Origin of the sequence: Pseudomonas edaphica (assembly GCF_005863185.1) — a bacterium.
GTDB lineage: Bacteria > Pseudomonadota > Gammaproteobacteria > Pseudomonadales > Pseudomonadaceae > Aquipseudomonas > Aquipseudomonas edaphica.
The window spans coordinates 1-11896 of the sequence record NZ_VBVZ01000151.1 but is presented as its reverse complement, the minus strand read 5'-3'; the positions used below and the strand labels follow the sequence as shown (position 1 = coordinate 11896).

General features: G+C 58.2%; 19 protein-coding genes. All 19 read left to right on the top strand.

Annotated elements, in window-relative coordinates; translation table 11 throughout:
- A partial coding sequence (locus FEM54_RS12305) for a phage tail assembly chaperone (RefSeq protein ID WP_276614515.1) occupies positions 1 to 88 on the top strand: 88 nt, incomplete at its 5' end.
- A gap of 84 nt (positions 89 to 172) precedes the next feature.
- Positions 173 to 346 carry a hypothetical protein gene (locus FEM54_RS34000; protein ID WP_171045829.1) on the top strand — a complete coding sequence of 58 codons (174 nt, stop codon included), beginning with the start codon at positions 173 to 175 and terminating at the stop codon, positions 344 to 346.
- A gap of 2 nt (positions 347 to 348) precedes the next feature.
- Positions 349 to 1515 carry a phage tail sheath protein gene (locus FEM54_RS12300; protein WP_138451110.1) on the top strand — a complete coding sequence of 389 codons (1167 nt, stop codon included), beginning with the start codon at positions 349 to 351 and terminating at the stop codon, positions 1513 to 1515.
- The gene (locus FEM54_RS12295; protein WP_069022024.1) at positions 1515 to 2021 is read left to right on the top strand and encodes a phage major tail tube protein; all 507 of its coding nucleotides are present in this window, start codon (positions 1515 to 1517) and stop codon (positions 2019 to 2021) included. Before FEM54_RS12300 ends, FEM54_RS12295 begins: the two co-directional genes overlap by 1 nt.
- A 147-nt stretch (positions 2022 to 2168) precedes the next feature.
- Positions 2169 to 2741, top strand: coding sequence for a phage tail assembly protein (locus FEM54_RS12290; protein ID WP_138451108.1), 573 nt, complete (start codon positions 2169 to 2171; stop codon positions 2739 to 2741).
- Positions 2742 to 2868: 127 nt separating this feature from the next.
- Positions 2869 to 4359: a tail tape measure protein gene (locus FEM54_RS12285; protein WP_138451106.1), complete on the top strand. Its 1491-nt coding sequence runs from the start codon at positions 2869 to 2871 to the stop codon at positions 4357 to 4359.
- Complete coding sequence (locus FEM54_RS12280) at positions 4359 to 4742, top strand: phage tail protein (RefSeq protein ID WP_017137070.1); 384 nt, start codon at positions 4359 to 4361, stop codon at positions 4740 to 4742. The genes FEM54_RS12285 and FEM54_RS12280 overlap by 1 nt, the downstream gene beginning before the upstream one ends.
- Positions 4735 to 4947 carry a tail protein X gene (locus FEM54_RS12275; RefSeq protein ID WP_017137071.1) on the top strand — a complete coding sequence of 71 codons (213 nt, stop codon included), beginning with the start codon at positions 4735 to 4737 and terminating at the stop codon, positions 4945 to 4947. Before FEM54_RS12280 ends, FEM54_RS12275 begins: the two co-directional genes overlap by 8 nt.
- Positions 4948 to 4956: 9 nt before the next feature.
- Positions 4957 to 5967 (top strand): contractile injection system protein, VgrG/Pvc8 family, encoded by a 1011-nt coding sequence (locus FEM54_RS12270; RefSeq protein ID WP_138451104.1) that lies wholly within the window; start codon positions 4957 to 4959, stop codon positions 5965 to 5967.
- A gap of 47 nt (positions 5968 to 6014) precedes the next feature.
- Positions 6015 to 6173 (top strand): Com family DNA-binding transcriptional regulator, encoded by a 159-nt coding sequence (locus FEM54_RS12265; RefSeq protein ID WP_138451102.1) that lies wholly within the window; start codon positions 6015 to 6017, stop codon positions 6171 to 6173.
- A 38-nt stretch (positions 6174 to 6211) separates the two neighbouring features.
- Positions 6212 to 7174 carry a DUF6242 domain-containing protein gene (locus FEM54_RS12260; RefSeq protein ID WP_138451100.1) on the top strand — a complete coding sequence of 321 codons (963 nt, stop codon included), beginning with the start codon at positions 6212 to 6214 and terminating at the stop codon, positions 7172 to 7174.
- A 157-nt stretch (positions 7175 to 7331) separates the two neighbouring features.
- Positions 7332 to 7508, top strand: a complete 177-nt coding sequence (locus FEM54_RS33995) for a hypothetical protein (RefSeq protein WP_170036415.1) — start codon at positions 7332 to 7334, stop codon at positions 7506 to 7508.
- A 128-nt stretch (positions 7509 to 7636) separates the two neighbouring features.
- The gene (locus FEM54_RS12255; protein ID WP_056857599.1) at positions 7637 to 7834 is read left to right on the top strand and encodes a hypothetical protein; all 198 of its coding nucleotides are present in this window, start codon (positions 7637 to 7639) and stop codon (positions 7832 to 7834) included.
- A gap of 83 nt (positions 7835 to 7917) precedes the next feature.
- Positions 7918 to 8103, top strand: a complete 186-nt coding sequence (locus tag FEM54_RS12250) for a Com family DNA-binding transcriptional regulator (RefSeq protein ID WP_138451098.1) — start codon at positions 7918 to 7920, stop codon at positions 8101 to 8103.
- 132 nt (positions 8104 to 8235) lie between these two features.
- Positions 8236 to 8997 carry an N-acetylmuramoyl-L-alanine amidase gene (locus FEM54_RS12245; protein WP_138451112.1) on the top strand — a complete coding sequence of 254 codons (762 nt, stop codon included), beginning with the start codon at positions 8236 to 8238 and terminating at the stop codon, positions 8995 to 8997.
- Positions 8998 to 9051: 54 nt separating this feature from the next.
- On the top strand, positions 9052 to 9609 hold the full coding sequence (locus FEM54_RS12240; protein ID WP_138451097.1) for a glycoside hydrolase family 19 protein: 558 nt from the start codon (positions 9052 to 9054) through the stop codon (positions 9607 to 9609).
- 108 nt (positions 9610 to 9717) lie between these two features.
- Positions 9718 to 10218 (top strand): CinA family protein, encoded by a 501-nt coding sequence (locus FEM54_RS12235; protein WP_138451094.1) that lies wholly within the window; start codon positions 9718 to 9720, stop codon positions 10216 to 10218.
- A gap of 83 nt (positions 10219 to 10301) precedes the next feature.
- Positions 10302 to 11360, top strand: a complete 1059-nt coding sequence (gene recA, locus FEM54_RS12230; protein WP_048720087.1) for a recombinase RecA — start codon at positions 10302 to 10304, stop codon at positions 11358 to 11360.
- Positions 11361 to 11368: 8 nt separating this feature from the next.
- Positions 11369 to 11836, top strand: coding sequence for a recombination regulator RecX (gene recX, locus FEM54_RS12225; protein ID WP_034118389.1), 468 nt, complete (start codon positions 11369 to 11371; stop codon positions 11834 to 11836).
- Positions 11837 to 11896: the final 60 nt, after the last annotated feature.

Below are 11896 nucleotides of genomic sequence, written 5' to 3'. Positions count from 1 at the left end.
CTATCGTAAGGCTTTGCGTGACATCCCAGAGCAGGCGGCAGAACCTTCGAAGATTGACTGGCCCGTACTACCCAGCTTCCTGAAGTAACCCACCGCGAAAGCGGTTTTTTTTCGCCTCCCCAAAGCCCCTCCCGCAGGGGCTTTGGCGTTTCTCACTCGGAGAATTCCACCCATGCACAACCGCCAAACCTACACCGTCCTCATCCCATTCCCCACCGGAGGTGGCCACTGGTCCACCGCCAGTGAAGAGCTTGAACTTCTGGACGTCGAAGCATCCGCCCTGCGCACCGCCGGCCGCCTGGAACTGACCAGCGTCCTTAACTCCACCCCCAAGAAGGCTGACTGATCATGGCTGAGGTTTTGAACTTCGAGCACAACGGCATCACCGTAAATGCCACCGAATCCCCCGAGGCCATGGGTGGCCTGGGCGACAACGTTATCGGCCTGGTCGGCACCGCGCCGAATGCCCACGCGTCGATCCCGAAAAACGCGCCGTTTCGCATCAACAGCTTCACCACCCAGGCGCTGTTGGACCCCACCGGCGCTGAGTCGGGCACGCTGTTTCAGGCGGTGTACCAGATCCTCAAAGTGGTCAAGGTGCCGGTTTATGTGGTGATCGTGGAGGAGGGCGCAACCCCGGCCGACACAATCAATAACGTGATCGGCGGCAACGAACCGACCACCGGCCGCAAGCTGGGTCTGGCGGCTCTGAGCAGCGTCCCTGAAGACCTGACCATCATCGGCGCGCCAGGCTTCACCGGCACCAAGGCCGTGGCCGGTGAGTTCGCTGCCTTTGGCAAGCGCATCAAGGCCCGTGTAGTGCTGGACGGCAAGGATGTCTCGGTCGCTGACCAAGTGACCTACAGCGGTGAACTGGGCGGCGCCGAGCTCGGTTTTGACCGTTGCCTGCTGGTGCACAACCTGCCGTCGGTGTATTCCAAGGCAGCCAAGAAAAACGTGTTCCTGTCGCCATCCTCGCTGGCTATCGCCGCGCTGGCCAAGGTCAGGCAGTGGGAAAGCCCAGGTAATCAGGTGACGTTCGCCGAGGACGTTTCCCGCGTGGTCGAGTACAACATCCTCGACACCTCCACCGAAGGCGACCTGCTCAACCGTTACGGCGTGAGCTACTACGCGCGCACTGTCCTTGGCGGTTTTTCGCTGCTGGGTAACCGCTCCATCACCGGCAAGTTCATCAGCTACGTCGGCCTGGAAGATGCCATCAGCCGCAAGCTGGTCAAGGCCGGCCAGAAAGCCATGGCCAAGAACCTCACCAAGTCGTTCATGGACCAGGAGGTCAAGCGCATCAACGACTGGCTGCAAACCCTGGTGGCAGACGAAACCATTCCCGGCGGCAGCGTGTACCTGCACCCGGAATTGAACAGTGTCGAGAAGTACAAGAACGGCACCTGGTTCATCGTCATCGACTACGGCCGCTACGCGCCGAACGAACACATGATTTATCAACTCAATGCCCGCGATGAAATCATCGAGCAATTCCTGGAGGACGTTCTCTAATGTTTACCAACCGTGTAAGACAGGCCATTGCGGCCACCCTTCAAGGCCTGCCGTTGTCCGCGACGGTGGAGGAGTTCACCCCGCCGAAGATCGAGTTCGACATGGAACCCATGTCCGGCGGGCGCTTTATTGCAGAAGAAATGGCCAAGAGCGGCAAGGTGCTCGGCGCCACCCTGGTGCTGCAAGGTGCCGGCCCGGAAATCATGCTGGCCCTGGGCGTGCGCCTGGGTGACGACATCCTGCTCAACGTGCGGGAAGCCGGGCAAGATCAGGACGGCAAAACCTACTTCACCTACCACACCGTCGGCGGCAAGTTGAAATCCCTGGCCGAGGCGAAGCTGAAGATGGGCGACAAGGCCACCACCACTCTGGAATTGTCCTGCCGCACCTACAACCGTCTGGAAAATGGCATCTCGGTAATCGACATCGACGTGCGCACTCAGAAGTTCGTGCTCAACGGCGTCGACATTCTCGGCGATGCCCGCCGCGCGGTGCTGATGCCGTAAAGCGCGCACGGTCAATGTGGGAGCTGGCTTGCCTGCGATGGCATCACCTCGGTGCACCCGACATACCGAGTCGCCTGCATCGCGGGCAAGCCCGGCTCCCACATTGACTGCGCTTAACCTCAAAGATGCTTAATAAGGAATTGCCCCATGGCCTGGATGCCACCGCTGCACATTCTGCTGTCTCCGATCACCGCCGACACCGGCGCGACGATCCAGCAGATTCAACTCAAGCCGTTGTTTTACGCCGCGCAAAAAGACGCGCTGGCCCGGGCCGGTGATGACGAGGACGACCAGTTTTTTGAACTGGCGAAACTCGCCACCGGCCTGTCGGAAAAAGAACTCGATCAGCTCAAACGCCCGGACTACGTGAGCATCGCTCAGTACGTACATGACATGTCGACACGCCCTACGTCGTTCTTCCTGGATCAGCCTGACGAAGCGGCCCACGACCAGCCTGTCCAACTGTTGCTGGCCCTCGACGCGGCCGGTCGCAGCCTGACCGAACTGGCCCTGGAAATGCCGGCCCTGCGCGCCACCAAAGTGATGAAAAAACTCGCCACCCACAAAGAGCGCGCCGAGTTCATCACTGCGCATTGCACCGGTTTGATGATCCCCGATCTCGCCGGCCTGACAGTGCCCGACTGGACGCAACTGCAGGAGCGCATCGACGATTTTTTAAATCAACCGGCGGACTTCTTTCGCAGCGCGACATCGAAGTAATCCTCGATGTGGTGCCGCTGATTTACTCGGTCAATGAGGCAGAGATCCTCGACTGGGACGCCGGCAAAGCATTGCGCCGCTACGACATTGCGATCACTCGCCTTGGCGTTAAACAGGAGTAAGCGGGATGCAAGAGAGTCAATTTGGAACGCGACTCGCCCAGGAAGACAAACGTTGGCTGCTTGGCGATGCGGACCTTGGCAGTGTGCTGGCACCTTTTAGCGCAGACCTTGCCGCGCCTGTCAGCCTGGATTCGGTGCCTCAGCCTGCGCCGCAGCCAGAGCTGACCTCGGCGTTGGTCACCGTCAGCGTGGACATCAACGCCCTGACACAAGAGCAGGTCCGTTTGCGCGAGGCGCTGGAGACGCTCACCAGCACGCTGTTTATTACCGAAAATTCGCTGGCGACCCAAACCACACATATCAGCACCGCAACCGCCAAAGGCGAGCCGGTCAAGCCTGAGCCTGCGCCCCGCTCCTGGACCGACCAAGGCCTTGAGCTAGGCGCGGATGCTGCCAAGTTCGTCGGCAAGGAAGTGCTCAGCGGTTTATGGGATAAGGCTAAGGACAGGCTTTCCGGCCGCGCGCTTGATGCGGTGGCTGACCGCTTTCCAACCGCCGCCAAGTGGCTTAAAGAAGATAAGGACAAGGACAAGGACAAGGGCAAAGACGCGGGCAAGGGCAAGGACTGCTGCTGCACGGGAGCGCTGCCAGCGGATATTCGTGGCCCACTTGAAACGGTCGCCGCGCAGGTGCCTGAAAGTGTCGGCGAGACCGCCAGGAACAAAGACAAAGCGCGGCCCAAAGGCACTGCAAGCAAGCCGCGCGGCGCGCGCAAGAAGACCCGTCAATCCAGATCACGCGAGGTTAAAACCAGCCTGGTCAGAACGTCGGCCGATATCAAATCCCAACGTTCCGCCGCTGCGGCCAAGGTCTCGCTCCCGGTCAATGTCATGGGCCAACCACTGCTTGCGTTCGACAGCAAGCGAGCGGCGCAAGCCGCTACCCAGTCTCCGGGGGTTTCGTTTACTTCCTATGCGGCGCCTGCGGCAAACCGAACCCTGACGCGTGGTGCATCCAAAGGCCTGGCGGCGGGGTTGTCGGGAGCGCTGGCAAAACTCGAGTCGTCTTCCGTGCGTCGCATTGGCCCTTTGAAATACGTCGACACCGCCATGGACGTGGCCCAGGGCCTGCGCAACGGCGACGCCAAAGCCGTTGGCGCCGGCCTCACTACCGCCGGTGGCGCCTGGGCCGGAGCCTCCGCGGGCGCGGCCATTGGCACGCTGATTTTCCCCGGTGTCGGCACTGCGGTCGGCGGCGCTATCGGCGGCTTGCTCGGCAGTGAAGCGGGCACCTGGCTGGGTGACAAACTGTTCGGCTCAAATGACCGGCTGCCTGCACCCGGTGCGGTGAGCAAGGAACTCAACGCCGCGCGTACCGACAATGTGCAAGTCACCCTCGCGCCGAGCATTCAGATTACCGGCGTGAACCCCGCCGATGCCCAGCAAGTCGTCAACCAGGTGATCCAGGCCCTGCAATTTCAGTGCATGCCGATGGTCACCGACACCCTTGGCATTCGGCGCAACGCGGCGCTGGCCGATCCACCAGGAGGTGATTGATGCAACAACAAATGGTCCTCGGCGACTTTATTTTTGGCCTGTCCCGTGGCTTTGCCTATTCCGGGCTGGTGCGTACCACTGATGGCGGCTGGAGTGACCTGGCGATTATTGCCAGCAAACCCCAGTCGCGGCAAAGCGGCCAGAAGCTGGAGAAGCTCACGTTCACCGGCACAGCGATGTATGCCATCGGCATGCAGCGCCTGGACGAGTTGCGCGCCCTGCAAAATGCGCGTGCGCCCTTACCGCTGGTCGATGGCATCGGCCGTAACTGGGGCCTGTGGCGGATCAATTCGGTGATGGAAACCCAGAGCAACGTGATCGATGACGGCACTGCCATGGTCATGGCCTGGACTATGGAACTGGAGGAATTCGTCAATGCGTAGAGTGCGAAGTATTGCCGGTGATTCGGTCAACCTGTTGCTCTACCGCGAATTGGGCCGTTGCGATGACGCGGCGGAAGAAACCCTTTGGCGTCTGAACCCCGAGCTTGCCGAGTACGGGCCGGTACTGCCCGCTGGTGTGTGGGTCATCGTGCCGGAAATGCAAGCGCGGCCGGCTGCTGTGCGGCCTGTTCTGGCCTGGGATTAAGGAGGCAACATGGCACAGGGATTTACGCCAATCGTGGAGTTTTATGGCGCCAATGCCGCGCTGCTCAATCAACGCCTGATGCATTGGAGCCATACCGACGCTGCAGGTATCGAGTCTGACCGACTGGAGTTGACCCTCAATATCGAGGGGCTGGAAGGTTTGCCCAGCCTGAGCGGCAAGATCGGTTTGCGCGTGGGTTATCAGGAGTCCGCGCTGGTGGAGAAAGGCGAGTTCGTGATCACGCAGCGCACGCCCGTGCTGTTTCCCATGCGCTTGATGATCGTGGCGACAGCCGCACCTTTCAGCATGCTCGACGCCAGCGGTTATCGCCAGCGACGGTCGGCCAGTTACGGGCCAACCACGTTGGGCGCACTGTTTCGCCAACTGGTCAGTCGCCACGGGTTTTCACCGCGTGTGGCCCCTGCGCTGGAAGGCATTGCGATTGCCCATATCGACCAGTCCAATGAAAGCGACATGGCGTTCATCACCCGCCTTGCCAAGCGCTACAGCGCGGTCACCAAACCAATCAACGAGCTGTACGTGCTGGCCGAGGCGGGGCAGGTCAAATCACTTACCGGGCAACTATTACCGCAGGTGAAGCTGTCCGTGACCCAGGACAACCGCCCCGGTGACCAGGCCTTCATCACTGCCAAGCTCGACGAAACGTCTCGCTCCAAATACATGGGCAGCCGCGTGACCTGGTGGGACGCCGCAGGTGGCAAACAACAGGTAGTCGAAGTTGGGGTGGCCCCGTTCAAAACCTTGCGCCAGCGCTGCCAGAACCAAGCCGAGGCGCGTGCCGTGGCTGAAGGCGAGCTGCGACGTGTGGGACGCGAAGGTTTGAAACTGGTGATCGATTGCCCTGGCAACCCTTTGTTGGCTGCCGAAGGCGTGTTGTTGCTGGATGAAACCTGGCCTTCGTATCTGCAGGGCCAGTGGTCGATGAAACAGGTGGTGCATGTCGGCGATCCGGTGACGGGGTATCGCAGTTCGATCACGGCAAATGGGTTGTCGGCGTGAACAGGTAAGTCATTCGCAGCAGCAGTTCACTGATGTTGGAGGAACTTATGTTGAAAGAGCTTCGATGCGGAAACTGCAAAAAACTCCTTGCTCGAATTGGCGAGGTTACAGAACTCCAGATCAAATGTTCCCGATGCGGGGCATTGAACCATGTGAAGGCCACGCGCCTCGAGCAATCGCCCATGAGCGCCATACGCCCAATATAGAGGCCTGAACTTAAATCAGCTCAGTAACGGAGTTTAAAATGGAAAACGCAAACTCGGCGTCTCAAACCTTGCAAGATCTTTGGACTCAAGTACAACCGGTGGATAACACCGGCATGCTTAGGCGCGTGGTTTTTGCGCAAGGCAAGTTTTATGCGGTTGGTGGCAACGGTCTTACCACAACCACTCAGGTTGTCAGCGGAGGCGCAACTGGTACAGCGTGGACCAAGCTTAAGGGCGCCGTCACCTCTGATAGCGCAAAGGTCCTCAACGAGTTGTACTGGAACGGTATTGGGGTAGCGCTTCAAGCCCTTTCTCAATCCGGCAATCTGCTCAACGGCAACGCAGACCGCCCTGAAAGGGTTTGGACAGATCTTACGGCAACTGTTCGCGCGTCCGCAGACTTGCAAGGCATTGTGTTTTATCGGCCAATCAACGGCGAGAACTACACCTGGATACTGGTTGGGTCTAACGGTAAAGTCTTTTCCCGTTATGGCGATTGGTCAGGCCAGGTGGAGCGCAATACGACCTTCACTTCTAGCGAGACTGTGTACTGCGTCAACGTCATTGGCAGTTTTGTGTTGATTGCGGGATCGAATGGGAAGCTGCTTAGCGCTGTGAAGATGGCGACGGATAATCCGCAAACATTCACGACCAGAACCAGCACCTTCGGCTATAGCACCATCCTTTCCATGAAGCTTTGCAACGGGAAAATGTTTATCGTTGGTGCGGATGGCAAGATGGCATATTCATCCGATGGCCTTAGCTGGACTGCTGTTGAAGATACCAGTTTCGGTGGAACCATCATCCGCGACATTGCTTACGGTAACGGCAAGTATGTAGCTGTCGGCGACGGCGGCAAGACAGCCGTTTCCGAGGATGGGATCGGCTGGGTTCAGCAAGCCAACACTTTCGCAGGAACCGATATCCGGAGCGTCGCCTACGGCAACGGCAATTTTACAGCTGTTGGTGCAGGCGGCAAGATTGCTTACTGGACTCCGTGATCTTCTATCTCCTTGCGTAATAGAGCCCAGCCGTCGCGCTGAGCTTTTTATTGCCTAATTTTCCCCAAGCCCTCAAAGCCTCTGACTTGTCACGCTGATGAGGGACCTATTCAGGGCCTCAGCATTCGCTGGGGCTTTTCGTGTCTGGAGGTTCAGCATGCTGCTCAGAAGTCTCGAAGAGGCGAAGCTATTTGTGGTGGTCGACGGCATCGCATGCGCCTACTACGCGCAGATCGGTGCAACCGAAATCGAAAATGCAAAACAGGCCGACTCGATTACACCAGAGCAGCGCTGGTTCCTGAAAGGGCTCACCTTCGGACCTATCAATCGTTAATTCCAGGCCTCGCCATTGAGCGGGGACGTTTGCCTTAAGCCGTTCGTCCATTGATTGGCACTGACCATGACCTGCCAGCCTCCCATGTTCAAGCGCGGATATCCCGAGCATAAAAACGGAGAGTCAGCATGGACATCGATAAGAATGCGCCAGGCAATATTTCTCAGCAGGAAGTCACACGCGGCACTGATAACGAGACAGGGCATGACCCAAGGCGTGATGAGGACAAGATCCCGCTGCCGCCTGACGACGATGCACCTCTCGAAGAGGATATGTCGGATGTGGACGCCGCTGATTCAGTAGCGAGCGAGCATCCTGACAACTGAGTAAAATCAGCTAACAAACCCGGCGATTGTGTCGGTTTTTTTATTGCCTACGGAAAGGGTAATTCAGCAAAAGTAATTTGCAGATGTTGAAAGAATTCAGATGCAGTAACTGCAAAAGACTTTTCGCCTGCACGGGTGGGTTTACAGAGCTCCAGATCAAATGTTCCCGATGTGGGATGCTGAATCATGTGGAGGCCGCGAGCCTCGAGCAATCGCCTTTGAGCGACATGAAAGCGGAATCTTCCGCGACAAATCATTCGACTCGATAGGTGAATACACATGAACACTATATTGAACTTCATCGTCTCTGAGAGCGCCAGGTGGCAGCATTCGCGTGCGGTTAATTCAAGGCGCGTGTGCTGCGTAATAGCTAAAGGATGGATAGGAAAAAGGGAGGCTCTATGTTTACGATTGACTACAACACTTATCGCACGCTTAAACCTTACGGCAAACGTGTACGTTTCCTGGTGTTGCACTACACCGCGTTGGACTTTTCTGGCTCGGTCAAATCGCTGACCACCGGGGCTGCAAGTGCGCATTATCTGATCCCGGATCCAATCGATCCGAGCTACATTGCGGCGGGCTTCAAAGGGCAGAAGATTTTCAGTCTGGTGGCGGAAGAGGACCGTGCGTGGCACGCAGGTGTCAGCCAGTGGGCCGGTCGTTCAGGGTTGAACGACACCTCTATCGGTATCGAGATTGTTAACCAGGCCACGGATGTCGACGGCGTTTTCACGTTCCCTGACTACCAGGCTTCGCAAATCAGAGCCCTCAAGCAATTGGCGAGGAACATCCTGCAACGTTACCCGGACATGTCGCCGAAAAACGTGGTAGGCCATTCCGATATTGCGGTCGGTCGCAAATCAGACCCGGGCCCCAAGCTTCCCTGGAAAGACCTTGCGCAGGCAGGTATCGGCGCCTGGTACGAGGATTCAGTCAAAGACAAATACCTCCAGCAATTCAGTGGCGAAATGCCTGAGCGTGAGCAAGTGGTTCAGGCATTTTCCCGCTATGGCTATGGCATTGAAACGCCCACTTCTGATGGTTTTTTCAGTGCGCTGGTACGGGCTTTTCAACTGCACTTTCGGCCTGAAAACCATGATGGCGTGCTGGATTGCGAAACCTGCGCGATCTTGTATGCACTGAATGAAAAATACGCCTGAGTTCGTGCGGCACTCAAAGCTCGATCTTCATTTCGAAGCGCCGAGGAGGGCAACATGGTCCTGTCCGAGCAACAGTTAGTTAAAGTCTTACCACGCTCACAGCTTAAAGCTGGCGTTTTCATTTCTGCGTTAAACGCGGCCATGTCACACCACCAAATCATCACACCTGAGCGCATGGCCGCATTTCTTGCCCAAATCGGCCACGAATCCGGCCAGTTGCTCTATGTGCGAGAACTGGGCAGCGATCAATACCTGAGCAAATACGACACCGGCACCCTGGCCGCGCGTTTGGGCAACACCCCCGAGGCCGACGGCGATGGCCAGAAGTACCGGGGCAGGGGGCTTATTCAGATCACCGGGCGGCGCAATTACCTGGCCTGCAGCCAAGCGTTGTTCGGCGACGAGCGCCTGTTGCAGCAACCGCAACTGCTGGAGCAGCCGCAATGGGCGTGTGAGTCCGCCGCATGGTTCTGGCAAAGCAATGGTTTGAACGAACTCGCCGACAAAGACCAGTTCACCACCATAACCCGACGCATCAATGGCGGGCTGAACGGGCTGGATGAGCGTTTGCAACTGTGGGCGCGGGCGAAGGCGGTGTTGGGCGTTTCCTGAGGTGGCGTGCGCGTCGTCGGCCGTTAGCGTCTTGATGCACTCTCTAACTTGCATGGCCGATAGGCTCCTGTAGGGTAGGCAAACCCCCGCCCACTCCTGGAGACGACTGTGAAGGAAATCACTCAACTGGCTGCTGAACTGGGTCGCCGTTTGCAGGTACTCAATGCCCACGTCACCACTGCCGAGTCCTGCACCGGTGGCGGTATCGCCGAAGCCATCACGCGCATACCGGGCAGTTCGGCGTGGTTTGAGGCCGGTTATGTCACTTACTCCAATCGGCAGAAAACCCGGCAGCTGGGCGTGCCGGAGGCGTTGTTCCCCAAGGTCGGCGCCGTCAGCCAGGAAGTGGTGGAGGCGATGGCGCGCGGTGCGCAGGAAAAAAGCCTGTCGCGCTTTGCCGTGGCGGTCAGCGGCGTGGCGGGGCCGGATGGTGGTTCGCCGGATAAACCGGTAGGCACTGTATGGCTGGCGTTCGGCGTGGGTGATGAGGTGACGGCCGAGTTGGCGCACTTCCCCGGCAACCGCGACGAGGTCCGTCGACAAACGGTAAAGGCCGCGCTGGAGGGCTTGTTGCGACGAGCTGCAGCAGAAATCGAAAATCAGGGGTAGGCGATCCCGGATCTTTGTGGAACAATACTGTCTACTTATACAGGTGTTGGCCGTCAGGCCTTATTGATTACGTGAGGACTTTAATGGACGACAACAAGAAGAAAGCCTTGGCTGCGGCCCTGGGTCAGATCGAACGTCAATTCGGCAAGGGTGCCGTAATGCGTATGGGCGATCACGACCGTCAGGCGATCCCGGCTATTTCCACTGGCTCTCTGGGTCTGGACATCGCACTCGGCATTGGCGGCCTGCCAAAAGGCCGTATCGTTGAAATCTACGGTCCTGAATCTTCCGGTAAAACCACCCTGACCCTGTCGGTGATTGCCCAGGCGCAAAAAATGGGCGCCACCTGTGCGTTCGTCGACGCCGAGCACGCCCTGGACCCGGAATACGCCGGTAAGCTGGGCGTCAACGTTGACGACCTGCTGGTTTCCCAGCCGGACACCGGTGAGCAAGCCCTGGAAATCACCGACATGCTGGTGCGCTCCAACGCCATCGACGTGATCGTGGTCGACTCCGTGGCTGCCCTGGTACCGAAAGCTGAAATCGAAGGCGAAATGGGCGACATGCACGTGGGCCTGCAAGCCCGCCTGATGTCCCAGGCGCTGCGTAAAATTACCGGTAACATCAAGAACGCCAACTGCCTGGTGATCTTCATCAACCAGATCCGTATGAAGATCGGCGTAATGTTCGGCAGCCCGGAAACCACTACCGGTGGTAACGCGCTGAAGTTCTACGCTTCGGTCCGTCTGGACATCCGCCGTACCGGCGCGGTGAAGGAAGGTGACGAAGTTGTTGGTAGCGAAACTCGCGTTAAAGTCGTGAAGAACAAGGTCGCTCCGCCTTTCCGTCAGGCAGAGTTCCAGATTCTCTACGGCAAGGGTATCTACCTGAACGGCGAGATGATTGACCTGGGCGTACTGCACGGTTTCGTCGAGAAGTCCGGTGCCTGGTATGCCTACAACGGCAGCAAGATCGGTCAGGGCAAGGCCAACTCGGCCAAGTTCCTGGCAGACAACCCGGATATCGCCGCCACGCTTGAGAAGCAGATTCGCGACAAGCTGCTGACCCCAGCGCCAGACGTGAAAGCTGCCGCCAACCGCGAGCCGGTTGAAGAAGTGGAAGAAGCTGACACTGATATCTGAAGCAAACGATGACTGTGGTACTGGATACACTCGTCGCCGTTCGGCGCACCGCGATGGACCTGCTCGCTCGCCGCGAGCATGGTCGAGTCGAGCTGACGCGTAAACTGCGTCAGCGCGGTGCAGAGCCCGAGATGATCGAAACAGCCCTCGACCGTTTGACGGAAGAGGGGCTGCTTTCCGAAGCCCGCTATCTTGAAAGCTTTGTTTCCTACCGCGCGCGCTCCGGCTACGGCCCGGCGCGAATTCGTGAAGAACTGAGCCAACGCGGCCTGCAACGTGCCGATATCGACCTCGCCCTGCGTGAGTGCGGTATCAGTTGGCAGTCGCAGTTGGAAGATACCTGGCGTCGCAAGTTTGCCGGCCATCTGCCGATTGATGCCCGGGAGCGTGCAAAGCAAGGCCGCTTCTTGAGCTATCGCGGGTTTTCGATGGATATGATCAGTCGGCTGCTCAGCGGTCGAGACATGGACGATTAAGTCTTCAGGCTGGTAAAAATCTAAATGTGGGAGCTGGCTTGCCTGCGATTGCGGTTTGCC

Bases quoted from the DNA above. Each gene is read 5' to 3' on its own strand.
- FEM54_RS34000 (WP_171045829.1), top strand. From the start codon at position 173: ATGCACAACCGCCAAACCTACACCGTCCTCATCCCATTCCCCACCGGA.
- FEM54_RS12300 (WP_138451110.1), top strand. From the start codon at position 349: ATGGCTGAGGTTTTGAACTTCGAGCACAACGGCATCACCGTAAATGCC.
- FEM54_RS12295 (WP_069022024.1), top strand. From the start codon at position 1,515: ATGTTTACCAACCGTGTAAGACAGGCCATTGCGGCCACCCTTCAAGGC.
- FEM54_RS12290 (WP_138451108.1), top strand. From the start codon at position 2,169: ATGGCCTGGATGCCACCGCTGCACATTCTGCTGTCTCCGATCACCGCC.
- FEM54_RS12285 (WP_138451106.1), top strand. From the start codon at position 2,869: ATGCAAGAGAGTCAATTTGGAACGCGACTCGCCCAGGAAGACAAACGT.
- FEM54_RS12280 (WP_017137070.1), top strand. From the start codon at position 4,359: ATGCAACAACAAATGGTCCTCGGCGACTTTATTTTTGGCCTGTCCCGT.
- FEM54_RS12275 (WP_017137071.1), top strand. From the start codon at position 4,735: ATGCGTAGAGTGCGAAGTATTGCCGGTGATTCGGTCAACCTGTTGCTC.
- FEM54_RS12270 (WP_138451104.1), top strand. From the start codon at position 4,957: ATGGCACAGGGATTTACGCCAATCGTGGAGTTTTATGGCGCCAATGCC.
- FEM54_RS12265 (WP_138451102.1), top strand. From the start codon at position 6,015: ATGTTGAAAGAGCTTCGATGCGGAAACTGCAAAAAACTCCTTGCTCGA.
- FEM54_RS12260 (WP_138451100.1), top strand. From the start codon at position 6,212: ATGGAAAACGCAAACTCGGCGTCTCAAACCTTGCAAGATCTTTGGACT.
- FEM54_RS33995 (WP_170036415.1), top strand. From the start codon at position 7,332: ATGCTGCTCAGAAGTCTCGAAGAGGCGAAGCTATTTGTGGTGGTCGAC.
- FEM54_RS12255 (WP_056857599.1), top strand. From the start codon at position 7,637: ATGGACATCGATAAGAATGCGCCAGGCAATATTTCTCAGCAGGAAGTC.
- FEM54_RS12250 (WP_138451098.1), top strand. From the start codon at position 7,918: ATGTTGAAAGAATTCAGATGCAGTAACTGCAAAAGACTTTTCGCCTGC.
- FEM54_RS12245 (WP_138451112.1), top strand. From the start codon at position 8,236: ATGTTTACGATTGACTACAACACTTATCGCACGCTTAAACCTTACGGC.
- FEM54_RS12240 (WP_138451097.1), top strand. From the start codon at position 9,052: ATGGTCCTGTCCGAGCAACAGTTAGTTAAAGTCTTACCACGCTCACAG.
- recA (WP_048720087.1), top strand. From the start codon at position 10,302: ATGGACGACAACAAGAAGAAAGCCTTGGCTGCGGCCCTGGGTCAGATC.
- recX (WP_034118389.1), top strand. From the start codon at position 11,369: ATGACTGTGGTACTGGATACACTCGTCGCCGTTCGGCGCACCGCGATG.